24 protein-coding genes and 5 pseudogenes are annotated in these 25,848 nt (G+C 55.3%); 13 read left to right on the top strand and 16 right to left on the bottom strand.

The genetic code is table 11. The features are described 5' to 3' along the window. Positions 1–606: 606 nt before the first annotated feature. Positions 607–2,757 (bottom strand): type B DNA-directed DNA polymerase, encoded by a 2,151-nt coding sequence (locus EPY72_RS13905; protein ID WP_135806822.1) that lies wholly within the window; start codon positions 2,755–2,757, stop codon positions 607–609. A 467-nt stretch (positions 2,758–3,224) separates the two neighbouring features. Between EPY72_RS13905 and EPY72_RS13900 the strand changes: the two genes are divergently transcribed. The 4 genes from EPY72_RS13900 to EPY72_RS13885 are packed head-to-tail and all read left to right on the top strand — an operon-like array spanning position 3,225 to position 5,397. Continuing rightward, entirely contained in the window at positions 3,225–3,626 is a 402-nt protein-coding gene (locus tag EPY72_RS13900; protein ID WP_168216047.1) for a TrmB family transcriptional regulator, read from the top strand. Then, on the top strand, positions 3,619–4,023 hold the full coding sequence (locus EPY72_RS13895) for a hypothetical protein (protein WP_135806820.1): 405 nt from the start codon (positions 3,619–3,621) through the stop codon (positions 4,021–4,023). The genes EPY72_RS13900 and EPY72_RS13895 overlap by 8 nt, the downstream gene beginning before the upstream one ends. Beyond that, positions 4,010–4,411: a hypothetical protein gene (locus EPY72_RS13890; RefSeq protein WP_135806819.1), complete on the top strand. Its 402-nt coding sequence runs from the start codon at positions 4,010–4,012 to the stop codon at positions 4,409–4,411. Before EPY72_RS13895 ends, EPY72_RS13890 begins: the two co-directional genes overlap by 14 nt. Further along, the gene (locus EPY72_RS13885) at positions 4,408–5,397 is read left to right on the top strand and encodes an AAA-associated domain-containing protein (protein ID WP_135806818.1); all 990 of its coding nucleotides are present in this window, start codon (positions 4,408–4,410) and stop codon (positions 5,395–5,397) included. Before EPY72_RS13890 ends, EPY72_RS13885 begins: the two co-directional genes overlap by 4 nt. On the opposite strand, the gene EPY72_RS13880 is transcribed toward EPY72_RS13885, so the two are convergent. The 4 genes from EPY72_RS13880 to EPY72_RS13865 all read right to left on the bottom strand — a co-directional run bounded on the left by EPY72_RS13880 (position 5,398) and on the right by EPY72_RS13865 (position 8,851). Next, the gene (locus EPY72_RS13880) at positions 5,398–7,140 is read right to left on the bottom strand and encodes an ATP-binding protein (RefSeq protein ID WP_135806817.1); all 1,743 of its coding nucleotides are present in this window, start codon (positions 7,138–7,140) and stop codon (positions 5,398–5,400) included. Positions 7,141–7,217: 77 nt separating this feature from the next. Then, positions 7,218–8,159, bottom strand: a complete 942-nt coding sequence (locus EPY72_RS13875; RefSeq protein WP_135806816.1) for a hypothetical protein — start codon at positions 8,157–8,159, stop codon at positions 7,218–7,220. Beyond that, complete coding sequence (locus tag EPY72_RS13870) at positions 8,159–8,572, bottom strand: hypothetical protein (RefSeq protein WP_135806815.1); 414 nt, start codon at positions 8,570–8,572, stop codon at positions 8,159–8,161. The genes EPY72_RS13875 and EPY72_RS13870 overlap by 1 nt, the downstream gene beginning before the upstream one ends. Before the next feature lie 27 nt (positions 8,573–8,599). After that, a complete protein-coding gene (locus EPY72_RS13865; RefSeq protein WP_135806814.1) occupies positions 8,600–8,851 on the bottom strand; it encodes a DUF8156 family protein in 252 nt (83 codons plus the stop codon). Between the two features lie 175 nt (positions 8,852–9,026). Between EPY72_RS13865 and EPY72_RS13860 the strand changes: the two genes are divergently transcribed. Together EPY72_RS13860 and EPY72_RS13855 are read left to right on the top strand one after the other, a co-directional pair. Next, on the top strand, positions 9,027–9,614 hold the full coding sequence (locus EPY72_RS13860) for a DUF7342 family protein (protein WP_135806813.1): 588 nt from the start codon (positions 9,027–9,029) through the stop codon (positions 9,612–9,614). Positions 9,615–9,617: 3 nt separating this feature from the next. Further along, entirely contained in the window at positions 9,618–10,100 is a 483-nt protein-coding gene (locus EPY72_RS13855) for a toxin-antitoxin system TumE family protein (protein ID WP_135806812.1), read from the top strand. 50 nt (positions 10,101–10,150) lie between these two features. On the opposite strand, the gene EPY72_RS13850 is transcribed toward EPY72_RS13855, so the two are convergent. The 4 genes from EPY72_RS13850 to EPY72_RS13835 all read right to left on the bottom strand — a co-directional run bounded on the left by EPY72_RS13850 (position 10,151) and on the right by EPY72_RS13835 (position 13,619). Then, the gene (locus tag EPY72_RS13850) at positions 10,151–10,795 is read right to left on the bottom strand and encodes a ribonuclease H-like domain-containing protein (RefSeq protein WP_049987704.1); all 645 of its coding nucleotides are present in this window, start codon (positions 10,793–10,795) and stop codon (positions 10,151–10,153) included. After that, a complete protein-coding gene (locus EPY72_RS13845; RefSeq protein ID WP_135806811.1) occupies positions 10,792–11,112 on the bottom strand; it encodes a DUF8156 family protein in 321 nt (106 codons plus the stop codon). Before EPY72_RS13845 ends, EPY72_RS13850 begins: the two co-directional genes overlap by 4 nt. Positions 11,113–11,114: 2 nt before the next feature. Continuing rightward, entirely contained in the window at positions 11,115–12,056 is a 942-nt protein-coding gene (locus EPY72_RS13840; RefSeq protein ID WP_368280863.1) for a hypothetical protein, read from the bottom strand. A gap of 966 nt (positions 12,057–13,022) precedes the next feature. Then, complete coding sequence (locus EPY72_RS13835; RefSeq protein WP_135806810.1) at positions 13,023–13,619, bottom strand: hypothetical protein; 597 nt, start codon at positions 13,617–13,619, stop codon at positions 13,023–13,025. Between the two features lie 210 nt (positions 13,620–13,829). On the opposite strand from EPY72_RS13835, the pseudogene EPY72_RS13830 reads away from it, so the two are divergent. Next, positions 13,830–14,300: pseudogene (locus EPY72_RS13830) on the top strand (SOS response-associated peptidase); the annotation flags it as partial. A 37-nt stretch (positions 14,301–14,337) separates the two neighbouring features. On the opposite strand, the gene EPY72_RS13825 reads toward EPY72_RS13830, so the two are convergent. After that, positions 14,338–15,567: an RNA-guided endonuclease InsQ/TnpB family protein gene (locus EPY72_RS13825; protein ID WP_135806809.1), complete on the bottom strand. Its 1,230-nt coding sequence runs from the start codon at positions 15,565–15,567 to the stop codon at positions 14,338–14,340. Positions 15,568–15,708: 141 nt separating this feature from the next. Here EPY72_RS13825 and EPY72_RS13820 point away from each other — a divergent pair. The 3 genes and pseudogenes from EPY72_RS13820 to EPY72_RS13810 form a co-directional block, all read left to right on the top strand. Then, positions 15,709–15,936 (top strand): annotated as a pseudogene (locus EPY72_RS13820) (SOS response-associated peptidase family protein); the annotation flags it as partial. Between the two features lie 205 nt (positions 15,937–16,141). Then, positions 16,142–17,368, top strand: a complete 1,227-nt coding sequence (locus EPY72_RS13815; protein ID WP_135806807.1) for an RNA-guided endonuclease InsQ/TnpB family protein — start codon at positions 16,142–16,144, stop codon at positions 17,366–17,368. Between the two features lie 163 nt (positions 17,369–17,531). Beyond that, positions 17,532–18,641: a hypothetical protein gene (locus tag EPY72_RS13810; protein ID WP_135806806.1), complete on the top strand. Its 1,110-nt coding sequence runs from the start codon at positions 17,532–17,534 to the stop codon at positions 18,639–18,641. Between the two features lie 158 nt (positions 18,642–18,799). Here the strand turns inward: EPY72_RS13810 and EPY72_RS13805 are convergent. The 3 genes and pseudogenes from EPY72_RS13805 to EPY72_RS13795 form a co-directional block, all read right to left on the bottom strand. Next, positions 18,800–19,054, bottom strand: a pseudogene (locus tag EPY72_RS13805) (BlaI/MecI/CopY family transcriptional regulator); the annotation flags it as partial. A gap of 19 nt (positions 19,055–19,073) precedes the next feature. Continuing rightward, the gene (locus EPY72_RS13800; protein WP_135806805.1) at positions 19,074–20,345 is read right to left on the bottom strand and encodes an RNA-guided endonuclease InsQ/TnpB family protein; all 1,272 of its coding nucleotides are present in this window, start codon (positions 20,343–20,345) and stop codon (positions 19,074–19,076) included. Positions 20,346–20,406: 61 nt separating this feature from the next. Beyond that, positions 20,407–21,435: a Cdc6/Cdc18 family protein gene (locus tag EPY72_RS13795; RefSeq protein ID WP_135806946.1), complete on the bottom strand. Its 1,029-nt coding sequence runs from the start codon at positions 21,433–21,435 to the stop codon at positions 20,407–20,409. Between the two features lie 302 nt (positions 21,436–21,737). Here EPY72_RS13795 and EPY72_RS13790 point away from each other — a divergent pair, with 302 nt between their 5' ends. After that, on the top strand, positions 21,738–22,508 hold the full coding sequence (locus tag EPY72_RS13790; protein ID WP_135806804.1) for a hypothetical protein: 771 nt from the start codon (positions 21,738–21,740) through the stop codon (positions 22,506–22,508). 31 nt (positions 22,509–22,539) lie between these two features. Here EPY72_RS13790 and EPY72_RS13785 read toward each other — a convergent pair whose 3' ends face one another. Further along, a complete protein-coding gene (locus EPY72_RS13785) occupies positions 22,540–23,385 on the bottom strand; it encodes a hypothetical protein (RefSeq protein WP_135806803.1) in 846 nt (281 codons plus the stop codon). Positions 23,386–24,026: 641 nt separating this feature from the next. Continuing rightward, positions 24,027–24,341, bottom strand: a complete 315-nt coding sequence (locus EPY72_RS13780; RefSeq protein WP_135806802.1) for a hypothetical protein — start codon at positions 24,339–24,341, stop codon at positions 24,027–24,029. Positions 24,342–25,115: 774 nt separating this feature from the next. Here EPY72_RS13780 and EPY72_RS13775 point away from each other — a divergent pair. Continuing rightward, positions 25,116–25,502 carry a DUF8105 family protein gene (locus EPY72_RS13775; protein ID WP_135806801.1) on the top strand — a complete coding sequence of 129 codons (387 nt, stop codon included), beginning with the start codon at positions 25,116–25,118 and terminating at the stop codon, positions 25,500–25,502. A 5-nt stretch (positions 25,503–25,507) separates the two neighbouring features. Continuing rightward, positions 25,508–25,720, top strand: a pseudogene (locus EPY72_RS13770) (hypothetical protein); the annotation flags it as partial. Between the two features lie 33 nt (positions 25,721–25,753). On the opposite strand, the pseudogene EPY72_RS13765 reads toward EPY72_RS13770, so the two are convergent. Further along, positions 25,754–25,848, bottom strand: a pseudogene (locus EPY72_RS13765) (IS5/IS1182 family transposase); the annotation flags it as partial.

The raw sequence follows: 25,848 nt of genomic DNA, 5'->3' as shown, positions 1-25,848 counted from the left end.
CGAGCACCCGGTGGAGGACACACCCCCCGTGTTCGATGTGTAAAGTCGAGATAGTAGCGGGGCAGAGGTCGAGAGAGTCCTGAACTGGAGTCGGTGATGCAGCGAACAGGAGTAGTCGCTTCCACACCAAATCCCCCGAACGGATAGAAAATGAGATCAAGACACGGGGTCTCGTGACCCCCACCCCCCGTCATCGATGTGTAAACAACAGAAGGTGGAAGGGGGTACTCACGTAGAACAAATCACGAAAGTCGGGTTTGGCGCCACGAGACGGCTGAAAACAAAAGAGATGGCGTAGGAGATCGAGAAGCGTGATAGGGACGCCCCTGTTCGGTTAGTCGAAGCGTCGCTTCTCCTAACCTTCACATCCAAATGCAGTACGGTTCGGGTTGTAACGCACTACATATAAAACTTTGTCAGACAATATGCATTGGTTACAAGAATATAGATTACGTCGCTGAGACGCTCTTCTTCGTGTTAATGGTCTCATCGTCGGTTTTCGCCATTCTATTCCCGTCACCCCCTCCCTCCTCTCATAGTTTTACACATCGATGACGGGGGGAGGGAGTGTGACCGTGGTTCTCTATTGAACCATTCGCTGCCCAGTCACTGGAAATCGGTTAGCTCTGGCTCACGTGTCCCTGCGAGTCCTTGGTGTATCTCCGTGCGGTCCCACCCAAGCGGTGACAGTACACTCTCGACAGCTCTGACGAGTTGCGTCTCGTAGTACGACGCATCGTACGATTCCATCTCTTCGTGCGCCAACGCGACCCGCTCTCGCGAACTCTTCTCGTCGTCGACGACCACGTACTTGATGTCCTGTCCCGGGTGAATGGCGAGGTCCTGGTCGCGAGCCCGCTTTAGCGCCGCCACGTTCTGAGTGGATTGCGAGTACCCTTCCAGCGGCTTGGAGACACGATTCCGTTCGACGAGATCCTCGACCGGCACCGTCCCAGCGTGGAGGCGCTTGACCGCCTCCTGAAGACAGTCGAGTACGGCATCCGGAGATCGAGTCGCGTCGAGCCGTTCGAGACAATCCCGCTGGACGTCCTCGATGAACGGTGGGGTTGAGCGCTGCCGGGCTTCGATACCTCTGATCTTGAAGCCATCGTCGCCGGCCACCTTCCCGAAGTACTTCGTCAACGCGCCGGCGTCGCTCTCGCGCTGCGGCACGAACGCGACCCAGTCGTAGTGGGCTTCGTGTTCAAGCCGAATCTCGACGCGCTCCGTGATCTCCGTCGCGAGCGTCTCGAGGTCCTCGCGGTCATCGTCGTCGACGTCGGGATCCGGGGTCACCCAAATGGAGTCGACGATGCCGTGGACGACGCGCCAGCCGCCAGCTTCCAGCCGCTGTTTCGCCGTCAGCAGAATCTCGCGAGCGAATGCGTTGATTGCCTCGTGGCACTCGATACGGCCGAATTTCGCGTTGCTGAACCCTTGATAGCCGAAGCAGGCGACGAGAATCCACTTCAGCGCACCCGACCGTCCCTCGAGCTCCGTCAGCCGGTCCTCGTCGGGGTCGTCTCGTTCCTTTTCGCGACGGATGGCCGCCTTGATCTCGTCGCGGGCGTCGATGATTGGCTGCAGCACGTCGACGAGGTAGCCCCGGTCGTCGCAGATCGAGTATCCGAGGCCGGGGACGTCGTCGCGGTCGCTGTGGCAGTCACACCGGATAACGTCCGGTGAGACGTTCCGGGTACAGATGATGTTCGGGTACAACGAGGAGAAGTCGAGTTCGTGGACGTTCTCGTGGAGGCCGACCTCGGGCGCGAAGATGAAGCCGCCGCGGTCGGCATCGTGGAGCGTCCCCATCGGCTTGTAGAACTCGTGGCGCCAGGAGTTCCACGGGACGAGGACACCGCGGTCGTGGGCCTCGCAGATCTGGATCGTCGTGAGCACGTTCCCGATCGACGCCCACGCAAGTTCCTGGACGGGCTTTTTCGAGCGCGACACGAGGTCGAAGACGCCGTCGAGGTTCGTCTCCCCGTAGAAGAACGTGTTCGACTCGTCGATGATCGCCCGCCCGGGGACGTTGTACCGCGCCGGGGAGTGACCGACGCGGCCGTAGCTCGAGTACGTCGACCGGCTCGCAAGCTGCTGGTAGTCGACGTCCGGCCACCGGCTCAGCGAGAAGTCGTCGATGCCGGCATCCGTCGCCATCTCGTACAGGGTCGGGACGATCTCGCTCGTCGAGCAGACCAGGACGTCCGGATCGTGTGCGTCGAGCGCCCCTTGGACGGCGGTCAGGATATCCGTCGGCGAGCCGGTGACGGTGTCGCCGGCGACGGACAGCTCCCCATAGATGTCGTTGCTCGCTTCGGTCACTGGGACGCTGAGCCGGAGCGTCGACAGTTCGCTCGCCGGCGTCGGATCGGCGCCGGTCTCCAGACAGTATCGGAACTCTCGCGAGAAGTCGACGTTGAAGCAGGCGAGATCCCCGACTGGATACTCCGACAGCTGACGCGCTTGCCGGGCGAGTGGGGTAACGCGGTCAATGTGGGTGACGTCGACGGCGAGGACTGTCTCCTCGTCCCGCCGAAACCTGGGCCGTCGCGCAGCTGTTTCGGTCGCGACGACATCCGGGTGCTGGTCGTACACCGACTGAAGTGTCGTGAGGTCGAGGTCGGTCGTTGAGTCGCGAGCGGCGACGTAGAAGCGTGGGGTGTAATCATCGCGCTCGGTCGCGACGGCGCCATCGGCGGTTGCCTCCCACTCCAGGATGCGGCCGTCATTCAGGAAATCGATGGTGAATGGCACTATGTGGTCAAGATATTGGCCTTAACAATAAGCCGCGGCGTGTCGCTTCCGAATTTCCGGAACAGACGCGAAGCACCTTCTAAAGTACATATTCGAACGCTTTGTACATTCTCGCCTCTTTCCGGGATTCGCAATTGACTTAACCAACACACTCTGAATTCACCGTCTCAGATGTTGGTTAATCTATGGGGATACTCAATCACACCAGCAATCGAGTAACAACCCTGTAATCAGACTTGCCAAGACCTTCGCTCTACGATGCAACCCCCAAGCTATTCCCTGAATAGCCGATTCTTTTATAATATGAGCTCAAGAAACCCCATTTGGCAACTTGGCAATATCGAGAGCCGGGAACCATATCGGAATCGTTTATATAACGTGGGTATTTCCGAAGAGGGAACACTGCGAAGAAGATTCCAAGATTGCCAAAGTACTATATGGGTGGAGGTATGAAGGGCAAAGTGTCGATGTCCGAGAACCAGAAAACTCTCGAAAATTTGCTCGTTGATGAGCAAGAGATGCACGAAGAGATCCTTCATGATCTCCTGGAAGAGTACATTCGAATTGGCAAGCAGAGTGGGGACCTTATCCCACAAGACCACTTCCGGGAGCTGACGGCAAAGAAAAAGACGCTGATAGTACTGCTGGCACAGAAGGCTCGTGCGGAACTGGACATGGTCGACACCAAGTGGATGACTCCAGGTGAGATTAGCACACAAAGCGGAGTCAATCAGAACACGGTGTACCCCACAGTAAGGGAATTGGATAACGAGGGTCTAGTTGAGAGCGACGACGGCGCCTATCGCATTCCCTCGCATAGTATCGACCAAGTCCGTGACTATATTAACGAAGGTGATACCGATGAGTGACAGCGCTGAAAGTCTAGAGGAACAAGTTGAGGAGCTGAAGCAGCGAGTCACGGAGATCGAAAATCGACTCGATGGGACAGACCAGCCAACCGCTGGAGCGAATCTCAGGGAGTTTGTTGAGGAGAACGATCCCTCGAGTCACACTGAGCGGTCCCTCTATATTGCGTACTACCTCGAAACCCAACGTGGGATTGACGAGTTCACGGTTGGTGATATTGAGGATGCTTATCGTGAGTGTCGAGTCCAACCTGCCGGTAATATGAGCGACGTACTGGGTCGGATGGAAGATCGTGATTGGGTCCTTCGGGCAGGTACTGACGGCCGTGCACAGCTGTGGAAATTGACCGCAACCGCCCTGAAAACCGTCGAGGAGGGTTCGAACAATGGATCTGAATGAACGAATCAACGAGGAGATGGTCGTCGACGATGCGACGATCTTAGAATCGGAGTTCGACCGTGTTAAGAAGCTATTCGACCTGCATAGTGACGGAACTATCAATCTGGATAGTCGAGCTCGGTCGCTCGATGCTGAACTCCAAATTCTGGTGTATTTCATCGGGCAGCGGTTCGCGTCTGAGGCCGACCTAGTGGATGATCCAGAACTGGAGTCGTCATTCTTCTACAGCCGCATCGATAAGAGCGACCGTACTGTTCGGAACTACCTTCAGAAACTCCGCGAAGCGGGGTATCTTTCGAAAGAGGGGCAAAGTCATCACGAACTGCTCGTTGAGAACCTGCCGGAGGCTCTTGATGAAATTGAGGATGCGATGGGGGGTGGTGAATGATGACCACAAAACGACTCTTTAGACGTCCGAAGCACACGGAAGACGTTCTCGGAGAAATCACTAGTGGGGCATCTACTACTGAAGAAGTCGCTGATGGGCTCGGTAATTCGCGCAAGACGGCGATGAATAAAATCCATGATGGTGTCATCCTCGGCCTGATCAACCGAGAAGATGGTCAGCTTTCAGTGACCGAGGACGCAAGACGGGTCGTCCAGCTGCAGGATCTAACCCCTCTACGCGAGGCCTTTGAGAAACTTCCGGGTGTCTCAAAGCTTCTCAATCAGATCCAGGACGACTCTGTGACGTTTGAAGAAGCTGGTCGTCTTATCAGCTTCGAGACTAAATCTGGTGCTGCGGCTGAAGATACTTTTCGAGCATATGGCTCTGTCTATGCCCATTGGATTAGCTATCTTGATCTCGGTACTAGATCTGACGGCGTTCTCGCTTCGAGCCCAGAACAGGTTTCGGTCGAAACGGAGCCCTTAGAAAACCCGCGGGGAGCAAACTGTCCCCGCGTTGCTCCGGAGAAAGTCTTTGAGTTACTTCCTCGCATCTCGAAGGCAGACTCCCGTGAGGATTTGGAGGCGAGTACGGAGATGTCTACAAAAACGGTCGAAAAGACCCTATCGACCTGTTATGCCCTTGGGATTGCTGACTATACCCGTACTGGTCCGGTTGTAACTGACCGAGGAAGGGAGTTGCAACAATCAAGCATTGGCAACCGAAAAAAGATTCTCGCTGAAGAATTACTCCAGATCCCGTTGGTTCGAGCGTTCTGTGAGGAAGCCCCTGATGAGGAATTCAGTGCTGAAACTGTGATGAATCGGGTTTCAGAAGCCCATCTTAAAGGTTGGAGTGAAGTCACCGTTCAGACTCGTGCCAACCGACTCATCCCTTGGCTCACCTACACTGAGATTGCGGATGACGAGACCCACGGAGAATTAGTTCTATCAGCAGAGCCCGATGAACAAGCTGTAACGCCGTAGTTAGATACTGCTCATGAGTTCTTCTGAGGCAGCTCGCCGTGCAGCAGCGGCGCGAATCTCTCCCAGATCGTCAATATTCAGGTCGACTTCCGTGACTCGACCATTCTTTGATTTCGTTACGACATCCCGACTGTGAAGAGCATTAACTGCAGAGGCCACATGGCCTGTCGAACTAATATTGAGCTCATCGGCGATTTGTTCGTAGGTAACCGGCTCATTATGCGCCATTATCGCTGTGATGACTCCTTCAACGTACCGAGGTGATGTCGCTTCATCCTTCGCAGACGTAATCTTGTCTTGGATGGCTTCGTCACTCAGGAATTCCTGATAGGTATGAACACTCCCATCGGCCGTTTCGCTGGGCTGCTCGGTTGGAGTGTTCGATTGTGCTGACAGTTCTTTTTGAAGCGTCTCTACGCGCTCCCGGAGCTGTTCTATCTCGTTCTCTTGCGGGTCCAGACCGAGTGCCTCTCCTAATCGAAGATACGCCTCTGATACTTCTTCGATATTCTCGTTGAGAGCCTCGACACTCTCGACGTGATCGGCTGTCTGCTCCAGCTCCTGAACTCGGTTACGCAACTCTTGGTTCTCCTGACGGAGTTCCTGATTCTCTTCCTGTAGCGAACGTATCTGCTCGTTTTTCTCCTCCCGGATCTCTTCAACAGTGTCCTCGATTGTCTCCGACGTTGCTCCTTGCCCATCAGCCTCAACGAGAGCTTCAGTAAACCGCTCTGCGAGGTCACTAACATCACGAGACCTCTCTAATTCTTCTTGAAGTTCACTAATGCGCTTCTCACGTGCTTCCAACTCAGATCGGAGGCGTTCTATTTCACTCTGTTCGGCCTGTTTTCTTTCAGATATCGTTTCCAGCTCAGAGAGGATATCGTTGCTAACAGACTTCAAATCCGGTCGCTCAATCTCTTCCAGCCCCGGCGTCGCCCCTGCGTCAAAGGTGTATTTTCGACGGAACTGTACTCGCCTGATTTGGTCATTCCAGTCTGTATGGAGAATCGCTTCCCCATCATCGAGATCTTTGACCATCTCCGCATATTCCGATCCCAAGACCCTTCGTACGACCTTTGTGTCATTCTCCCAGGTCAGGCGATGCCAAACGTGCCAGTCGCACTGCGTGATGAAATCTTTCTTGACATCTGCGGGGCGTTGCGAGATGCCACAGAGGCCGAGACCGTGTTTGCGCCCGCGTTTCGCGATCTTGATGAGCATCTGCCCAGCATCATCGAGGCCCGACTCTGGGATATACTCATGAATCTCTTCAATAAGGAACAAGAACGGCTTTTTCAGCTTCTTTTCTTTCGCGAAGAGATGCCGTCCAACTTTTTTGATCAGTTCTTTCTGGTCTTCTTCATGGAGATACCCGGACACATCGAGAATGACGGGAATGTTTTCCTCAAGGGTGAGTTCCGCGATCTTTTCTGCATGTTCTGCCCCGACCTGTAGGTCACACTCTTCGTCCGCTCCCAGATGTAGAAGTTCGTATTCCTCTTTGAGCCCGAAGTACTCCCCATCGACATCGACGATCAGTACTGGATAGCCGTCTTCGAGCAATTCCTCTACCACGACACTTGCCGTGTTACTCTTCCCACTACCTGATTTCCCTAAAATCACTCCTCGTCCAGTAAGAACTTCGACGACGGGAAGAGCGTCTCCCGATTCGTTGATCTGGATTGCATCTTGGGAGCTCGCTTCTGAAGCTTCACTCCCGGAATCGGCCTGATTAGACATAGGCCACTCTTAGGAGAAGCCACGGGCTGTTAACGTAAAAACTATACGATTTCTGTCATCTTTTGGACCTATCCCTGCTACTCACCTCCGTTTTCCTCATTCGCCGTATCCTGACTCATGAAAGAATCTAGTGATTGGTCGGTAGAGTCTGGATCCTCCTCGGACTCTTGATTGTCTGCAGAATCAGCTTCTTCACCTCCCGTGTTCGTTAACTCGTTGCTGAGATCCTTCTCGAGCCCGCGACGTATTGCGAGAATAAGTTGCTCAACATTCTCGGGTTCTTCATCACCGCTCAATTCCAGGCTGACAGTGAACGAGTCTGATTGAGTTTGATTCAGTGGCTTTTGTTGTCCTATCTCGTCCTGCCCCGGACCTCGTTGGGATGGGATATCCCCCTCGGAAGTGTCTGGTCCAGCTTTGAGATTAGCACTAGATTCAGGAGAAGCGTTTCGGTCGCCCTGTCCTGTTCCAGTATCTACGTTTGTTATCCTCTCTACAATATTTTCGAATTCTTCCGTAACTTCTACCCGAGATTCTTTCCCGCGACGACCGACGATATAGTCTCCACACCCACCAGCATCGAGTGTTTGCAGGAACGTTATTGCAGCATCTCCTAACGTGCTTTCACTCCCACTCAGTCCCATCTCGGTCCGGAAGGTCCGAAGGACGTCTTTCTTTGTAATTACCCCGCTGTCTTGTGCTTCTGGAGCCAGAGTTTCGAGTACACTCCTATAGAGATCATACTCGCTTAGCCCCTCTATGATGTGTTCTTCAAGATCGCTGTCCCCCTCATTGTAGTAGCTTGCACCAATCCCTCGTTCAGTGGCTTTAATCTCCCCTTCCGAGTCTGATAGGAATCCCAGTCGCGTTCCGTATTCTATTGTATCGCTGACTAAACTTCGTCCAATGTCTGCTTCCTCATATATCTCCTCGCGAGGGAGGGGGCCCTCTCGAAGGATTTCACACAGAGAGAGTAGATTTTCTACGGAGGCGTCCTTCCTGGGTGTCGCGTAACTCATCAATCTTCCTCGCCTGAATTAAGCCATTTCGTAGCCTGGTGGGTTTTATGAGGTGGAACGAGATATCCTCCTTGTTCGTCGTCATTAACGACAAAATCCAGATCGGTCGCTGCGTGTCGGATGGTACTGTCGTCAACACCAATCAGGTCCGCAAAATAGGTTGAGTCTTGACCAACTGTCTCATCTTCTTCAAGCTCATCGAGGCTTAGTAAGGCCCGACGATACAGTAGAAGCGCTGTAAACTGTTTCTTCGATGTTAAGGAACTGAACTTCTCGCGCAGGACTGGCTTTGCGGTTTCGGTGTCAATTCCAATCAAGCCGGAGATTGCGTCCCGTATTCGTTCCCGATCCTCCTCACTGGCATCGACATACAGATCCGCTAAGGGATTTTCTTCTTGCTCTTTGTTTGCCATATTCGTCCTATTTGTATACTCCCGTAATCAAACCTCCCGGTCATTGGGGTCGTGACCAGGCTGTCTCTCGGTACTTCCTCCCTCGCTTTTGATTGTGGTCTCAAGTTCCTCGTGGTCGTCGAGGCGAGCCTCCTGTTCGAGATCGATGCTGAGCAGTGCCGGTAGCAGCGGGTTCTGGTGGTTCAACAGCCCGCTCGCGTCGGTATGCGCGCGGGCGTACTCGAACAGTCGGTCAAAGCGTGGCTGGTCGCGACGCCGCCGTCGGCGGTTGCCTCCCACCTCAGGACGCGACCATCGTCCAGAAGTCGATAGTATACTGCCCCATCCTACTCGCTCACGCCTCCGTCGTTCGCTTTCCAGAACTCACCTGGTTGGATCCAGCCGGTGCACTCTCCATGAGTGGAATATAGTATTTCACCAAAGAACTATGTTCTTCTGATCCGTGTGTTTCTATATGAACGACCGAAACCCACCAGATGAGTTTACAGACGTCAACGAAGCGGTTGGTGAGGAATGGGAAGCAGAAACAACACCCTATGAGCGCATTCGACACGTCGTTGCGCATACGTACAGCCCCGTCTCAGCTGATGCCGTAGCTGACGATGCACGGACGGCTCCAAAGACCGCTCGAAAGCACCTGAACACACTCGCAGACGAGGGGTTTGTCGAGACGACACCCGGCGAACAGGGTGGCACGCTCTATCGGCGCTCACCTGAATCACTCGTCGTCGAACAGGCTGCCGACATCCTTGAGCACGTCTCGACCGATGAACTCGTCACCCGAATTCAGGAGATGCGCGAGCAGCTCACCGAATATCGGTCCGAATTCGGTGTTGATTCCCCCGAAGAATTGGCGGTCAACCAGACGAACCAGGCCCTCAGCGAGACCGGGTCACAGGACGAGATCGACCCAGAGACGATTCGTGAGTGGAAGACGCTCCGACGGGATCTCGCGTTCGCGAACGCTGCCCTCTCGATCGGCAACGCCGAGCAGTTCGTCGATAGTGACCGTCGCTCGACTGACGACAGCGTCCCTGCCTGAGCAATGCGGGATTCGCTTGACCAAGCAGAAACCCATACTCTCCGGGGAGCTGCGGATCGGCCGGTGCTACTGACGATTCGTGATGTCGTCGAGGAGATGGAACCGCTCGCAACACCTGAACTCGACGACTACCTCCATCCATCAGTCCTCGAAGTCATGCTTGACGATGGACTGTGTGAGGCCGAGAACGCCCGGATCGATATCCAGTGGACGACACGAGATGATTACAAGTTCCATTACACGGACACGGAAGGGGTGAATCTGCGCTGGGGGAAGCACCCACACGCAGGAGACTATATCCACGTCCCCGGATTAGAACACTATCATCCACCGCCGAACGCGAGTTCTGATCCAGACGAGGTCGAAGCGTCCTGTATTTCACAATCTCCTGAAGAATTGGTCACCCGCGCGGTCCTTAAACTCTGGCGGGTCGCCTACCACACGGACTCGTATGAACCACTCAACGCAGGTCGTAACCCACCGTAGGAACCATCCGGGTGCTTTCCTTTACGAACCCCCACTGAGAAGCGAGTTCTTCAGGCGATAGGTTCCAGCGACTTCATAGAGAAATCTGACTTTGAACAATACCGTTCTGCAAGCTCCATCAACGCTCGAGTCCGTCGGATATCCGCGACATTGTGGATGATGAGTGGCTCGTAGGCTCCCTCCTCCCATGCGGTGACTGCCTCGCTACTGTCGGTGAATGGATCCAGGTCGTTCAATCCGGCGCCGATCAGTTCCTCGTAGACGCCACTCAGTGTGTCTTCACTCGTATTGAAGCGTGTCTCGAAGACATCCATCACGTCGACGTATGGCAACGTGCCAAACGGCCACTCGAGCCCGTGCGTACAGAGCCGTGTGCGAAGGAACGGGAGGTCGAATCCTCCGTTCCACCGCTCACCGTTGTATGCGACGAGCTTTGCATCTCGTTGGGTGAGTGTCGACGTGACGAACGTCGCTAGTTCGTTCAGGAGTTCCTGTTCGTTGTCATGGAGTGAGAGCTGTACCGGTGTCTGGAGGGCATCGCTGAGCCGATCTGCGAGGCCTGCTTCTGGTGTCGTCCCGGTATGGAGAAATACCCGCGACGAGACCGCTGAATCGAACCCAACTACTGTGAGTTCATCACCGGCCTGAAATCCCGTCGTTTCGATATCGAAGGCAATCGTCGTCAACTCCGTCATTCTACACCTCCAGTGTTACCTTCGGTAGACGATTGCTGCTGTTCGCCGACAGTTTCCGAAAGCCGTTGCTCAACCTCTTCGAGCCGTTCCTCGTGGTCATCCAGTTTGGCCTCCTGTTCGAGATCGATGCTGAGCAGCGCCGGCAGCAGCGGATTTTGATGGTTCAACAGCCCGCTCGCGTCGGCGTGTTCACGGGCATACTCGAACAGCCGGTCGAATCGCGGCTGGTCGCGACGCCGCAGTGCCCGGCGGAACTCCGCCCAGCGCTCTTCGATGGCCCGCAACGCATCTCGGTACGTCGGGTTCGTGCGTCCCATCGCTATCGCCCTCCGCCGGTTGCCGTCCACGCATCGAGCAGGGGATCCGCGGTGGCCGCCACCGTCTCACCGTCAGCGGTGACGCCCGTTCCGACACCCTCCGGAGTCGGCGTCGATGGCGCCGGCGTCGTCGGTTCTGTACCGACCTGCGTGGCGCGTGCCGCGAGCAGCTGCCGCCAGTACGCGAACGTCGTCTGGTAGTACGCGCCGTCGTCGACGGGATAGACGAGCGTCTCGAAGTCCTCGCCGACGACCCGTGGCCCCATCCGGGTTTGCTCACACTCCAGGTGGTGGTCGGCGACCGTCGCGATTGATTCGGTGAATTCGTTTCGTTCGTTTCGCGTAACGAGCACCGGGATGTCGTACCCATCGGCGTAGGTCGCCAACCGGGCGAGAGTTCGGGCCTGGAGGGTTTTCGCGTGGGTCTCGCCGAGGGTATCGTCGGCGCGGTACTGGGCGTCGACGGCCGGCGCGACGATGAGGGCGGGTGTGTGGGGCGACGTGTCCTCGTCACGACTCGGTCCCCCTCGACCGGCTGCCCCGGCGTCGGTGGTGGACATCTGGATCGACTTGTTCACTGCCGTCGGGAGATCACAGACGGCGCCGTAGTGCTGGTAGGCGGTAAAACCGCGTGCCACGTGGATTCGGTTGAGCAACCGTTGACTGGGCGCGATCTGGGAGAGTGTCGTCGTCGTCGCGTGTCCATTTGCGTCGACCCAGAAGGCGGGCCCGTCGTGCAGGAGGAGATGGTCGAGCACGAGCGACTGCAGGATCGGGACGCCGCGGTCCCCCTCGACGTCGAGCAGCGTGATGCCGTCGTCGAGCTGCGGCAACAACATCTCGTCCGTAGCCGGATCGGCCTGGTCAGCGAGGGACCGATTGCGGTCAGCGCCCCGTGTCGGCTGGTCCACCGCCAATCGGTTCGATGTTGAGTGTTCTCCCATACTCGACTAGTTGTCTACGTTCCCGATAAGCCGCGGCGTGTCGCTTCCGCGTTTCAGGGAACTCGACTTGATCCCCTCCAATCCCGGTACAGTCCCGAGTAATCTCTGTTTGGATCCCGTTTCCGAGAATAGTTCCTGAATCCAGCGTTCTCCGTGTTAACCAACACTGGTGCGTATCGACGGCGGTTTGTTGGTTAATCCTTCACAGCTATAGTCTCGGGCCTGACTGCTCGGTATGTTAATGCTCGACGCCACGTTGGAAGAGGTGCTCTATGAGCTACCCACAAACCCACGTCGACCACCGAAACCCCGATCACCACGAGTCAATGCATCCAACTCGAAATATCGCGAACGCCCACGTTGTTGCCGGTGAATTCCTCACTTCACGGTACCACGATGCGCTTCAAACTGTTCTCCATCCTCTCGGCGAGTCTCTGGACACCAAAGACCAACATGCGCTCAACGACCTTGGAATCGTCCATGCTACTGGTTCTTTGAACGAGCTATCCCCTATTGTTCGCACATACGTCAAACTCGACGAGTATTGGACACGCACCCATCGTACTGCGCTCAACGAATTATTCGCTGATCGACGTGCTCACGTCCTGAGTTGCTGTACACGGTTCCTTTCTGAGTTCTCTCGACACACTCTCGAAGTTGAATCTGGCCGTTCCGGAACTGCGCTGGATACTACCCTTGCTCCGCTTCTCGAGTGCGGATTTCTCTCACACACAGATGATGAGAAAACCCCATACTCTGTTGATGAACACCACGCGCTATATCGACCGACTGAACGGCTCTTCGACGCACTTCTTGACCAAGCACCTGTTCTCTGTGATCTTCTGCCACCGACCGAGCTCTAATCGCACGATTCAGAGGCTTTTCGGCTCTGTAAAAATCCTCTTGGCCACATACCAATAGCCGGTACGTAAGCTTGCGAGTCTTACACACACGAAGGGGAAGGATTCAACCGTCCTTTTCTATCGGAAGAACCCGCCCATCCTCCGTAACACGGAGATTTTCAAACTCTAAAGCCGTATTCAACTTCTCTACCACTTCTTGATGCTTCTCCTGCTCGCCGATATACTGCTTAGGATCCGCGGCCTTCTGAACAATCTGCACAACATATCGGTAATCCTCGCTGTTCAGCTCTTGCAACTTCTCTTTAGCAATATAAACGCGATTACTATGGCCCTCAGCCTTACTCCGCAACGGATCATCATGGCTTAAATTGTACCCCATTTCATCCGCGTCAAATCCAACTATCTCGAAGAAATCAGCTATCTCATCCGTACTACGTCCGTCAGCGATAACCTCTGCCAGTTCATCCAGCACCTCGTCACTGAACTGCTTCTTTTCCTTCAACTCCTCCAACCACTCTCCGCCTGCCAGATTCATTTCCTCTACTCTCTCTGACTCAGCGTATATACTCATCACCTCCTCCCACTTCGGCGTCCAGACATACTCATTCCCGTTACTATCCTGGAAGATGATATCCATCTTGATTCTGTTATCTGGGAATGTACCCACAGAATCGATCTTGTCGAAGAACACCCGTTTCATGCTTCCACCAATCGGATGTAATGGTGAAATAGTTTTGTAGGTTGTCAGTAGAGAAGTGCCGTTTATCTGTTTTCCATAGAAGCCTCCTCTGTTGTATAGAACCTCTGTACTTGCCAATCATCCCAAATCTACCATCAAACGAAGGGGCCTCAGAACCAGCCCTTCACATTTTCAAATACGTTGAAGACTCTCCCAGTTGGATCAGGATGTATGTGTGGTCGAAACTCGCTCTTCATCGATCAGGCCGACCTCGAGGCCCGTTTCGACGCCGAGGTCGTCGCAGACGGCGGGTATACACCCCGATACAACATCGCGCCAGGTGAGGACCTCTACATCATCACGAACGAGGGCTCCGACGAGATCGACGCCTACCACTGGGGGCTGATTCCGTTCTGGGCGGATGAGCACGAGGAGGGCATCATCAGCGCTCGTTCCGAGACTGCCGGCGAGAAACGCGTCTTCGAGCGGGCGTGGGAATCCCGCCCCTGCCTGGTCCTCTCGTCGGGATTCTACGAGTGGCAATCATCGAATGGCGGGTCGAAACAGCCCTACCGGATCTACCGCGAAGACGACCCCGCATTCGCGATGGCCGGGCTCTGGGACGTCTGGGAGGGCGACGACGAGAGGATCTCGTGCGTCACGATTATCACAACGGAGCCGAACGACCTGGTCAACTGCCTCGGGGTCAAGCCCCGAGGCTTGTCAGTGGGCTCCCGCTCTATCCGCGCAGGGCGGAAGGCGTGAAAGTGCCATTCGCGTTCAGCGTCCCTGACTTGAGGGCCAGTTGACTGGTGGCCCGTCCAGCACCAGACTTGAGCCAGTGCTGGACAAGCCGCCACCCGATATTCCGAGCGGCGTTATAATCGGCGTGGAGTTTCTTTCCACACTTCAGACACTCGAACTCATCACCATCACGGTTGTCCTCGTGGGTAAATCCGCACTCGTCGTGACTACACCGCTGTGACGTGTAGGCAGGGGCAACATCGTCTACGTCGATGCCGTACTCTTCGGCTTTGTATTCGACGTGGCGTTCGAGTTCGCGGAACGCCCACTGCTGGAACTTGCTGGCGTTCGAGATACGCTTCCGTATGTGGTTCAAATTCTCGAACGCAATCGCCGTGCAGTCATTCTCCACGGCCTCCTGCACAATCGCTTTCGAGACGCGGTGGAGGTAGTCCGCACTCCACCGAGAAAACCGTGAGCCGATGCTCTTGATGGTGAGGTGCGCGGAGCGAGTGCCTGTCTGTTGGAGGTTGCCGCGCCGACGTTCATACTCGTCGCGTTTGTGGTTGAGGTAGTCTGCATTACCGAGGAACGCTCCCGTGCTGGTGACGGCGAGGTATCCGTCCACGTTCAAATCGACGCCGAGAACCACTCCGTTCTCGGGTTGCTGGTCACCAGAATCAGCGGGTTCGACTTCTTTCTCGACTGCGACGTGGAGGTAGTACGTGCCGTCACGTTTGTGGAGCGTGGCTTCCTTGCGTTCCCAGTCGTCCGTCCAATACTCCGCAAACGGCGTCCCTTCCTCATCTTCGGGTGTGACAAACTCGGCGGTCACGCGGTCGTCCACGGTGGCGAGGGTAACGTGGTCGTCGTTGTACGTGATGGTGCGTCCGTTGTACACGACCACGCTTCCTCGGAACTCGGGCTTGCTGGCTTTCTTGCCGTCGTCAAGGATACGGTCTTTGCAGTTGCCGAGGGCGTCGGCGGCGAGGTTGCGGGCGGATTGGACGAGGCTGGCTTGCAGACCAGTCTGCTCCCGAACAGTAGTGTAGGTCTGTTCGTGGAGCGTGTTCTTCGTGTCCTTGATCTGTGTGGGGTCGTCACTCCATCCAGCGTCAGCGACGTGTTGGGCCGCTTGACGGAATTGCTCGAACGTCTCGTCGAGGACACTGTGAGCGTCCTCGGGAACGTCGAGCTTGAGCTGGATGTTGCGGACGACCTCCATACTTCATTAGTACGCTTAGAGATACTTGAAGGTATTTATAGATGCCGAGGGAGTCGGCCTTGGCACCGTGTTTAGTTTGTGTCATCGGGTGTCGGCTTCCTCCCTGCCCTCAAGGATCAGGGTATCCGCCTCACAATCACTATGAACTCAATCCACGACCGGATGCCGGTCGTCCTTCCACAGGACGCGGAATCTGACTGGCTCGCCGCAGATCCGGACACCCGCAAGGAACTGTGTCAGCCGTATCCGAAGGACGATCTAGACGCTTACGAGATCTCGACGCGAGTTAACAACCCCGGCAACGACGATCCCCAGATCATCGAGCCGCTGGACCACGAGCAATCGGGCCTCGGCGAGTTCAGTTCCTGATAGCTGACGGGGTCACGGTCACTGCATCGGCGACGCCGCCGCTGAATCGACGAGCGAGTACTCTCGGTCCCGACTCGTCCCTTCCGCCTCGAGGAGGTTGTACTGACTGTTCAGGCGACTTTCCCGAGAGCTTGAATTCCGGGAATGAACTCAACGGTCCGTCCCACAAACCATTTGCCGGACACGTTCTAATGAGAAGACAGCGATGGAGTACACTCACCGCTACCCCGCGTACCCGACACAAGAGGTAGCGGCTGAGCTGGAACATCACATCGACATTCATCGCCAAGCGTACAACTACACCCGATACGAGTACACGCACCTCGATGCTGACAGTACCGGGTCTGCATACAAACACCACAGTCGTCTCCCGGACTGGAAGGACGAGTTCCCCGTGTTCACAGAGGTGAACGCGAAAGCCCTTCAGCGAACCGTCACCCTGTTCTACGACAACCTCTCGAACCTCTCTCAACAAAAAGAGAACGGGAACAAGGTCGGGAATCTCAAGTGGAAATCACCACGAGAGTTCCAGAGTATCACGTACTCGCAGCACGGCTTCAAACTCAAAAACACGAGTGGCCGACGTGCGACGCTCTGGCTCTCTAAAATCGGAGATATTCCGATCCGCTACCATCGTCCCCTTCCCGATGAAGCGGACATCAAGGAGGTCACGATCAAGAAGGAGACGACTGGTGAGTGGTTCGTCACCTTCGCCCTCGAAACCGACGAGGCTGATCTCCCCGAGAAGCCCGACGTGGATTCGTTGAACGCAAGCAACAGCGTGGGTATCGACCTCGGCATCCTCAACTACATCCAAACATCTGATGGCAAGACCGTGGATTGGCTCGATCTCGAAGGCGAATACGAGCGCCTCCGACGCGAGCAACGTAAGCTGTCTCGCAAGCAGAGGGGGTCGTCCAACTACGAGAAGCAGCGTCGTGAGGTAGCGAAAGTCAAGCGCCACATCAAGCGGAAGGTCGAGGACTTCCAGCATAAGATTACGACTTGGCTCGTCCGTGAGTACGACGCCGTCTTCGTCGAGGATTTGGACGTGAAGGGGATGTTGGAGGATTCGCACCTCGCGCGAAACACCCAGGATGCTGCGTGGCGACAGTTCATCTCCCTCCTCGAGTACAAAGCCGAGCTGTATGGCACGCACGTCGTGCAGGTGGAAGCTGCTGGGACAACGAAAGAATGTGCGAAGTGTGGTGTGGAGACGGCAAAATCTATCTGGGTTCGGGAACACTCCTGTCCGTCGTGCGGGTTCGAGGTCGACAGGGACGCGAACGCAGCGATGAATGTGCTTAAACGCGGCTTTGCTGAGTTAGGGCTGGGATGGCCCGAAGACACGCCTGTGGAGACTGCGCTCCCTACGGACACCGATTCGGTGTCTGCAAAGCGCGTCGTGGAAGCAGGAAGTCTCGGAGCTTGACTCTGGGGCGGTTCACTGCTCCATCTTCGAGAGATACGTTCGGATCATCTGTTTCTCCCGGCGTGGACACTGGCTCTCTTGGTGATGAAGCGTGCTCCCGAAATGGTATAGCTGCTAACGGTAGGAAAATCATTATACGGCAGAGAAGTAACTAATCAAGATAATGTCGGATGTTCATGAGTTGCTAGAAACGCTTAGACAGAAGAGAGAGGAACAACAACGTCTGGTCGAATTTCGGTGGTGTGAAACGATTCGCGAGGCGGGCCATCTGTATCAGGAAACGGAGGATGTGTCCCAAGTCGAGGAAGATCTCGGTTTAGATGAAGACCGGGCGAGAGAAGCTTTGAAACTTTTTCAGTTGATTTATTCATATCCTTTAGATGTTGCTTCAACCCGTGGTTATATGGCCGGTATTCGGTTCTTCGTCCGGGAAAATAGTATAGAAGAAGTAGCTGGAGAAGGTGATTGGTCTGTCGAAGCTGCAAAAGATTATGTCCGCGAGTTTGTCGGAGCATTGTATCAGGAACACGATCTCAGTAGTGTCGAATTGAAAGACCCTCCCAGAGAATTCACTGGTGGGGTACCAGCAGAAAAATTGGCTGAGACAATTGATCGGGTTGATTGGGAGCCGGTCAACAAGGGCATGCAGCGTTTGGAAAGGACTCTTCAAGGGGTATTGGCTGATATTGATTTTGGAGATATAATAGCGTCAATTCGGGAACACTATCTGGAAGTTCAACAAGCATTAGAGAACGGCATTCAGAACTTCGATAACCCAGAAAACTACGAAATTGACGATGTCGAGATTGATACTCGGGCACAGCAGGTTGGTGTTGAATCTGTGGCCTCGTTACTGAAGGATTTGGAAGAGTCGGATGAAGCAGAGTTAGATGACTATACCGGTCGGATCGATAGAGGACTAGAGGCCTATCTGAATGAGGAGTTCATGCTTCCCTGTTTCATTTTCATTAGTGTTCAGGATGGTTTGATGGATATCCTCTGTTCAGATCAAGGCAAAACGCCTGACGGTAATGGCTACTACACTTCATCTCAGAAACGTCAGGCACTGAAGGAAGCATACGAAGAGATTGACCACGGATACTACGGAGTTGATGCTGACAAGATTGAAGCCAATCTGGAGGATTTCTGGGATCATCGAAACGCAATCATGCACGGCAGTCTAACTGCATACTTCGATGAAAATATCTCAACAATATCGATTCTGTTCTTGATGTTCACATTATATACGATTCTAGAAGTCGTCTACGAGTAGACAATCTCAACAACCAAGTTGAAAATTGTCTCCTGAATCTTCCTGGATTAGAAACGTGATGCTGGAGTGGATTTCTCTAGACTTAGGCCGGTTTTCCCTCGCTCCGAGATTACAACGGATCATAGGCTGTCTTGGTGAAGGTGTGTTGTCCTACCCAACTACTCAGGGAGCGTAGCAGATGGCTGGTCGATGGCTGTGTATTCGCGATCTCGGCTGGATCCGTCTGCTTCGACGAGGTTGTATTGAGTCATCTTAGACAAATACGCCCGAACAGTCCGCTTCGTCCGTGGATCATCGACCTCCTCGGTATAGCGCTCGTGAATCTCGCTCGGCCCGACCGGGCCGTGCTCGCGAACGATGTCGTAGACGACGCGCTGGTACGGAGTGAGTAAATCGAGACTCTTCTGCGTCAACAACCCCAACCTGCTTCGCTCACCCTGGTGGGTTCGCTCGTGGAGAGTGGGGCTTGTCCGCGGACTCAGCCTCGAACCCGTCGGGGTACGGGGTGTATCCCCGGTTCGGCGTCACAGTCCCGGACTTCAGGGCGTATTGACTGACGCCCCTCCGACGTGAGGACTGTTGCTCACGTCGGAGATACACGTCTGCGACGTTCTTAGCGGCATTGTAATCCGCGTGGTTCCGGTTCCCACAGTTCTGACACTCGAATCTTTCTCGAGTAGAGCGGTTCTTTCTGTGTATCGAGCCACACTCAGCGCACCGTATGCTGGTGTTCTTTGGATTCGTTGTATCTACGAACACTCCTTCTGCCTCTGCCTTGTACTCGACGTACTCGTAGAGACGGTGAAATGCCCATTCAGAGTGCCAATCCGCTTTAGGAAGTCGCTCCCGAATTCCATCTAACTCCTCAAAAACGATTCCATCACAGTCGTAGCGCAGCGCTTCCTCGACGATTCCGTTTGCCACCCTGTGGAGGATGTGTTTCACGTACTCGTTTTCCCGGCCACTCACCGCTTGTAGAGCACGGTGAGCGTTCCGCGTACCACGATCTTCGAGATTCCCACGCACTCGTTTAAACTCCCGGCGCTTATGACTTAATTCACCAGCAGAAAAGAACCGAGCAGTGCTGGTCACAGCTATCTCGTTCACGCCAAGGTCAACGCCGAGAACCGTTCCGTTCTCGGTCGTCTCTTCCTCAGCGTCTTGCGTCAGTTTCCGGAAGCCAATGTGTAGATACCATCCGCCGTCACGGTAGTGGAGCGTGGATTCCGTGGATTCCCACTCGTCGCTGTCGAAATACTGGTACTGGTAGCCGGTTTCCTCGTCTGGTAGGACGAGGCTGACTCGGGTTCGCGAGTGGTCGCCGTGCGTGGTGAGCGTCACCTCTTCTTTCTCGGGGAAGAGGGTCATTGTCCGACTGTCGTAAGTGATGGTCGGACTCGTATATGTGGGCTTGCTCGCTTTCTTCCCGTTTTGACGACGGGAGATACAGGATTTGATGTTCTCAGCTGCTTGATGACACGCGAGAATGGCGTGTTGGCTGCTGAGACTAGTGGCCTCTCGCACGTCGTCGTAGGCAAGTTGCTGGATGTCGGACTTCGAGTGGCACCGCTCCCACGCCTTATCTACGGCAATCTGGCACCCCTGTTTCCACTGCTTGATGGTATCTCGGAGAAGTTTTTCGTCAGATGGGGATACAGCCAGTCGTGTGATGGCCGTTCGGCGGTGATACTCGTCGTCCGACACTATATTCAATGTAGTCACAAAGCCACTTAATAGTTACCGGAAGGGCCAGTTCCGTTTCCCCCTACTCAGCGAGTATGGGAGATGGTTGATCGATGGCTGTGTATTCTCGATCCCGGCTTGACCCGTCCGCTCTGAGGAGGTTGTATTGCGTCATTTTGGACAGATACGTCCGAATGGTTCGCTTAGTTCGTGGATCATCAACCTCGTCAGTATAGCGATCATAGATTTTGCTTGGTCCGAGTGGGCCATAGTCGCAGACAATGTCGTAGACAACCCGCTGGTGTGGCGTGAGTGAATCGATGCTCTTCTGCTTAATCTGGGCCCGAGCATCCTCGGCGGCGTCCAGGAGAATGTCGTCGGTGATGCGTTCGTGGTTTTCGCGGTCGGCCTTGCCGGCGGCCGTGCGGAGGATGCCGATTGCGAGGCGGGCGTCGCCGGCGGCCGCGTCGGCGATCCGGTAGAGCTGGTCGTCGGTGATGACGTTCTCGTCGAGCCCCCACTTCGCCCGCGCACTCAGGATGTCGTACAGCTGCTCGTCGTGGTACTTGGCCATCCGGACGTGTTCGCTGGAGCGCAGGCGGCTCACGAGGCGGTCGTCGACGCGGCTGAACAGCTCCTCTTCCTTGTTCGCGATGCAGATGATCGCGAACTGCGGGAGGCTGTGGAGGTCGTAGATGACGCTGGGGTCTTCGAGCTGGTCGACCTCGTCGAGGATGACGACGGTTCGCGGGCCGTCATGCTGCTGGAGGCGGTCAACGAGTTCGTCATGCGGCGTCGACTGCCGGTGGATGTCGATGGTCGCGCCGAGGTCGTCGAGGATCTGGTAGAGCGTCCGAAATCGGGTGTAATTACGCCAGCAGTTGACGTAGGTGGCCTCAACGTCCAGGACCTCTTCCCGGAGTCGTTCGGTGACGAATTGCGAGATGCAGGTCTTGCCGGCGCCGCTGGGTCCGGTGACGATGGCTGTGTCGGCTGGTTCTCCGTTCGTGATGGGCTCGAGGACGCTGGAGAGGTGGTTGACTTCGGCGTCGCGATGCTCAACTTCCCGAGGGACGAACCCGGCGCGGAGAACGCGAGCATCGCGGATCATCGTTGCTTGGTAGACTGGTTTTCTGGCTAGTACTAAAAACGTGATTGGGTTGTTTCCGGAAAACATCTGGACGACCCTGGTGCTATCGGGAAAATTAGCGGCCAGTAACGCGATTGTGAATCCCCTGAATCAATCGCATTCCGGAAGCCTGATCCCATTAACAGAACCGGAAAATCGACTATAGGGACGGCGAGTTTCCCGCTCAGATGCTCTATTTCCCGGAAATTTTTCGAATACGCGCTACTGATTGCACGACTTGGGAAAATACTTATCCCAATAGAACTACGAACAGAGAATGAAGATTGGTCGCTATCGAGAAGGAACGAAGTTCGAAACAGAACGAGATGAAGCAAATGAGCTACTACCCAGATCGGAACGACGACATCGGAGAGAAACGTGAACTGGCCGAGAACTTCCTCGAAACCCCGTCCCGCGACACGTTCGTGGAACTGGTCTCCCACAACGGCTTCTGGGCGACCGAGACACGGGGAAGCATCGACCACTACGTCGACAACATCGTCTTGGACGACCAGAGTCCCGATGAGGTCGTTGCCACCGTCGAGCGGGCGCTCGAGGATACGGATGCCCTCGAAGACGTGCTGGAACTCGACGGCTTCGGCTGGGCGACCGCAACCGAGCTACTCCATGTTCTCGCCCCGGACACGTATGCCATCCTCAACAAGCGGGCTGTGATCGGGATGGAGGCGCTCGGCTACGATGCACCCAACAGGCAGACGGCGTCCGTCGAGGAGTACTGGGACTTCGTAGACGACATCCGAGAGGCGTACAAGGAGTACGAACTCCGGGCGGTAATTGACGAGTCCGAGTCGGCGCCGGACATACCCGACAACCACACCAACCTCGAGGCGGCCGACGCCGCGTTCAACGCCCATTACGACGAGGAGGCCTACGACATCGACCTTGAGGCGCTGCGGGAGGCGCGGACAGGCGGCCGGCGGCTCGAAGTACCCGAGGAACTCTGGGATCGGATCGAGGCCGAGGTCGCAGACGACCCGACATACCGGGACGTCGAGGACTTCCTCTACTCAGCTGTACGGAATGAATTGAACTAACTGGTCGACGCCGATAACTAGTGCTGACAGATCACGACAAGGATTCGTTCTCTTTGCGTGCTTTCGCCGTCGTCTTCAGCACCCATTTGTTGGCAGCGTTGCGCCAGCCCATCGGCTCGTACGCACGTCCGCGGTTCACGACGTCGCTCTCGATGACTTCCGTAACCACGTCGTCGAATCGGACGATCCGCTCGATATGGTCCGTGGGGTTCGTGAGCGCGTCCTCGACCGGTTCCTTGACGTCTAGTGCAGCTGCGGCGACTGCGCGAAGCGTTGTCGGCCCATCGTCGGGGTCCTCCTGGTTGCCAGCCTCCGCCTTGTCGGTCTCGTTCGGATCGGCGTCTTCGGGTTCTCCGCCGTCAGCGACCGACTGAGTTTCGTCGTCACCGGCGTCTTCGGACTCCAGCGCTTGGCTTTCTTGCTCGTGTAGGTCCTCGAGGAACCGCGAGATCTCTTCGTCGAGGAGTGGCAGCATCTCTCTGTTGTTTGGGTCGAAAAAAGCCCGCCCACTCCGTTCATGCAGAATGAACCGACCGCCTCCTTGTGAGACTTCGTCGACGACGTTGATATCTTCGAGATGGTCGAGGAGTGTGTCCACACCGTATTCGAGCCGGTCGCCAAGGATCTCTTTGAGATCGCTCGTGGGGACCACGCGATCGTTGGTTTCGAAATACTCGTGCGTGTAGAGCCAATTCGCGAGCGTGATCATACTCTCCCAACTGTCGAGATGGCCCTTCTCGTCGCGGATGTACTGTTCGAGTCGGTCAGTGTCGTCGGAATCGCTGGTGTTCATTGTGTAGTGTGGTGGGTTCTCGATCACTACGGGTGGCAGTTCCTCGCCGTGAGTCCGGGTACTGTTCGAGAAGTAGGCGTCCACGGCGCTGTGAGCGGGCTCTTTCCAGGCAACGTCGTATTCTCGACCGCCTACCCCAACGAAAGTGCTGTCTGAACTTAATGGTTTTCCACCCTGTACTCTGTGTTACTATTGTCTTATACACGATAAGCATATTCCAGATGCCCGAAATAGGTTCGAGTAACCCATTTCACCTGTGATCTCTGAATTTAGCTCTCTTTGAGTTGAGCGTATTGTATCAAGATATTGTAACTGCCGTTCTCGGATAATCAATTCACTTTATCCCTCGGCCGTTTTCTAGTTCTGCTCTATCCTCCAATTTCGGGATTATTATGCGAATATGGGGCTAAAACCGAATTCTACAATCAGAACACCCTCCGCTAGTAGACAGAGCTCTCCCAATCAGGATTGAGTATGGACTCTCTTCAGTCCAAAGAGTACAAGCTTGGGCGCCGGTGGTAACCTACCATCGAGGACATCATCAGCTCTTATTCGAGCTGTTTGTGGAGCGTGCTCCATTCGTCGTCCCTCGGTTACCCTCATCTAATTGCGCTGTAGTCTTGAAATACGTCTTGCAATGTCCACTTGGTGGGGCTAAGCCGCTATCCTGGTCGATGACTTCTAAGAATCCCGCCGATGTACTGCTCTATGATATTTAGAACGGCCTACCAACCACCGAACAGCTGGTCATCATCGTCGATTTGGACCAAGCGCTCATCTGGACCAATCCCAGACTCAAGATCATCCAGTTGGCGCTGATCGCGTTTGGAGGTCGTCGTACCGCTATCTATCTCGACTACGGGATCACGGCCAAATGGGCTATCAGCTGTTACATCGGGTACTCGTCCGTTTCGTTGCTCGGGGTCAGGGTAGTCCGATGTGTGATCCGCCCGCACATCTGAATAACCGAGCGTGTTGAACAGATCTGCTTGGGCCTCCACACGGTCGTCATGGCCGTCATCGCCGAAGAGATCGAACATGTGCTTCGATAGCACGCGACGCCCCTAAGGATTATCGGTGATCTCACTGAATCAGGCAGTTCAAAGGTGCTACTTCACCGCACATTACGCCCAGACAAAGCTCCGGAAACAGTGGAGGGGTAGATTATTAACCAACAGGCTCTGTTTTGGTTCAAATTGTTGGTTAACATTCCGAACGTGTCCACTGTCGAGTACGGACTGTGAACGAGTATCCTCTCAGTATTTCGACAGGGTGGATTGTAGTGCTGTCTCTCTTGTACTGAAACCCCGTCGGGCAATTTTGAGTGGATTCAAAGTCCCGAATTCGCGGGAATCAGTGGTTCTTTCGATGTGGTCCGGAAGAGCGCGGCCATCCAGCGAGGCATTCTTGACACAGAGTCGTTCGTGGCTCTCATCGGTACTCCCCGAATTTGCCCCGTTTACCCCGTGGTCGAGCAATTTTAGCGAAATAGTGGTGAGGCAGTAGCTCGTCGAGGTATTTTCTACCCCCTCAAATCGGCCCGACGAGGTTCTTCTTCGATTTGAGGCCGTTATTCCGCCCTGCATATCGTGGAATTCGTCCAAAGAAAGAAGCGATATGCAATGTGCGAAGGCCGCCGGCTCTCTCCGGCCGAGGGGCCATCTCTGGAGTCCTGCTTTCCGAAATGTATCAGTTTGAGAGCACAGTATCGTCTACTGAGTCACCGGAGCGTTCGTCGTCCCAACGACCAGCCTGAGGTATCGGGTTTTGCCTCCTCGAGAGCCCTGTCTGTGAGTTCGTCTCAGGGGCCCCTGATGTTGATGACCGCGGCGCGCATCCTGTCGGATATGGACTGTCCTGCGTGCGGTGGCCCGGTCACGCTCGAGGTCGGGCCGGACCGACTGCCGTCGACGTCACTGTCCGACGCGGTTCTCGATGCTGCTGAAGACGAGCGTCTCGACGTCGTCCGAATGTGCTGGGACTGTGGGTGGCAAGAGGAGCGCCGGCTCCGCGTTGAGGCAATCGAGACGACCGCCGGCGCTGCAGACGCAATCGAGCGAGCCCGCCTTCTAGAAGAGATTACCGATGAACTCGCAGCCATCGAGGGCCTCGGAACGCTGGAGGACACGCTCGCGGAGGTTCGTCGACAGCGACGGCTGGAGCCAACGGCGGAAGACACGAACGAGGACGTGGCTGAGTAAGTATGATGACCGACTCTGAGCCCCTCTTTGACGTTCGTGAGCGCACCGGGAACCCCGAGCATCCATTGGTTGATGACGTCGCCGACCTCGTCTTCGAGCGGGCGGAGAACCCACGAGTGGACCACCAAGACGCCCACCTAGACGAAGTGATGGCGACTGTCGTCGACAGATATGGCTCGGAGACTGTCCGGACTATTATCCATCGGATTCTCGTTGAGGGGCTGTGTTGAATCGCTGTAAGGCGGAGAGATTCACTGTTTGACGAAGCGTTTGATGTTATAGACGACACACATCAGCGCGATCTCGCGGAACTCACGAAACCATGACCGCGCTCGCACGGCGAAGC

Origin of the sequence: Halorussus marinus (assembly GCF_004765795.1) — an archaeon.
GTDB lineage: Archaea > Halobacteriota > Halobacteria > Halobacteriales > Haladaptataceae > Halorussus > Halorussus marinus.
This window is presented reverse-complemented; position numbering and strand designations above follow the sequence as displayed.

Bases quoted from the DNA above. Each gene is read 5' to 3' on its own strand.
- EPY72_RS13900 (WP_168216047.1), top strand. From the start codon at position 3,225: ATGTCCGAGAACCAGAAAACTCTCGAAAATTTGCTCGTTGATGAGCAA.
- EPY72_RS13895 (WP_135806820.1), top strand. From the start codon at position 3,619: ATGAGTGACAGCGCTGAAAGTCTAGAGGAACAAGTTGAGGAGCTGAAG.
- EPY72_RS13890 (WP_135806819.1), top strand. From the start codon at position 4,010: ATGGATCTGAATGAACGAATCAACGAGGAGATGGTCGTCGACGATGCG.
- EPY72_RS13885 (WP_135806818.1), top strand. From the start codon at position 4,408: ATGATGACCACAAAACGACTCTTTAGACGTCCGAAGCACACGGAAGAC.
- EPY72_RS13880 (WP_135806817.1), bottom strand. From the start codon at position 7,140: ATGTCTAATCAGGCCGATTCCGGGAGTGAAGCTTCAGAAGCGAGCTCC.
- EPY72_RS13875 (WP_135806816.1), bottom strand. From the start codon at position 8,159: ATGAGTTACGCGACACCCAGGAAGGACGCCTCCGTAGAAAATCTACTC.
- EPY72_RS13870 (WP_135806815.1), bottom strand. From the start codon at position 8,572: ATGGCAAACAAAGAGCAAGAAGAAAATCCCTTAGCGGATCTGTATGTC.
- EPY72_RS13860 (WP_135806813.1), top strand. From the start codon at position 9,027: ATGAACGACCGAAACCCACCAGATGAGTTTACAGACGTCAACGAAGCG.
- EPY72_RS13855 (WP_135806812.1), top strand. From the start codon at position 9,618: ATGCGGGATTCGCTTGACCAAGCAGAAACCCATACTCTCCGGGGAGCT.
- EPY72_RS13850 (WP_049987704.1), bottom strand. From the start codon at position 10,795: ATGACGGAGTTGACGACGATTGCCTTCGATATCGAAACGACGGGATTT.
- EPY72_RS13845 (WP_135806811.1), bottom strand. From the start codon at position 11,112: ATGGGACGCACGAACCCGACGTACCGAGATGCGTTGCGGGCCATCGAA.
- EPY72_RS13840 (WP_368280863.1), bottom strand. From the start codon at position 12,056: ATGGGAGAACACTCAACATCGAACCGATTGGCGGTGGACCAGCCGACA.
- EPY72_RS13835 (WP_135806810.1), bottom strand. From the start codon at position 13,619: ATGAAACGGGTGTTCTTCGACAAGATCGATTCTGTGGGTACATTCCCA.
- EPY72_RS13825 (WP_135806809.1), bottom strand. From the start codon at position 15,567: ATGGAGGTCGTCCGCAACATCCAGCTCAAGCTCGACGTTCCCGAGGAC.
- EPY72_RS13815 (WP_135806807.1), top strand. From the start codon at position 16,142: ATGGAGTACACTCACCGCTACCCCGCGTACCCGACACAAGAGGTAGCG.
- EPY72_RS13810 (WP_135806806.1), top strand. From the start codon at position 17,532: ATGTCGGATGTTCATGAGTTGCTAGAAACGCTTAGACAGAAGAGAGAG.
- EPY72_RS13795 (WP_135806946.1), bottom strand. From the start codon at position 21,435: ATGATCCGCGATGCTCGCGTTCTCCGCGCCGGGTTCGTCCCTCGGGAA.
- EPY72_RS13780 (WP_135806802.1), bottom strand. From the start codon at position 24,341: ATGTTCGATCTCTTCGGCGATGACGGCCATGACGACCGTGTGGAGGCC.
- EPY72_RS13775 (WP_135806801.1), top strand. From the start codon at position 25,116: ATGTTGATGACCGCGGCGCGCATCCTGTCGGATATGGACTGTCCTGCG.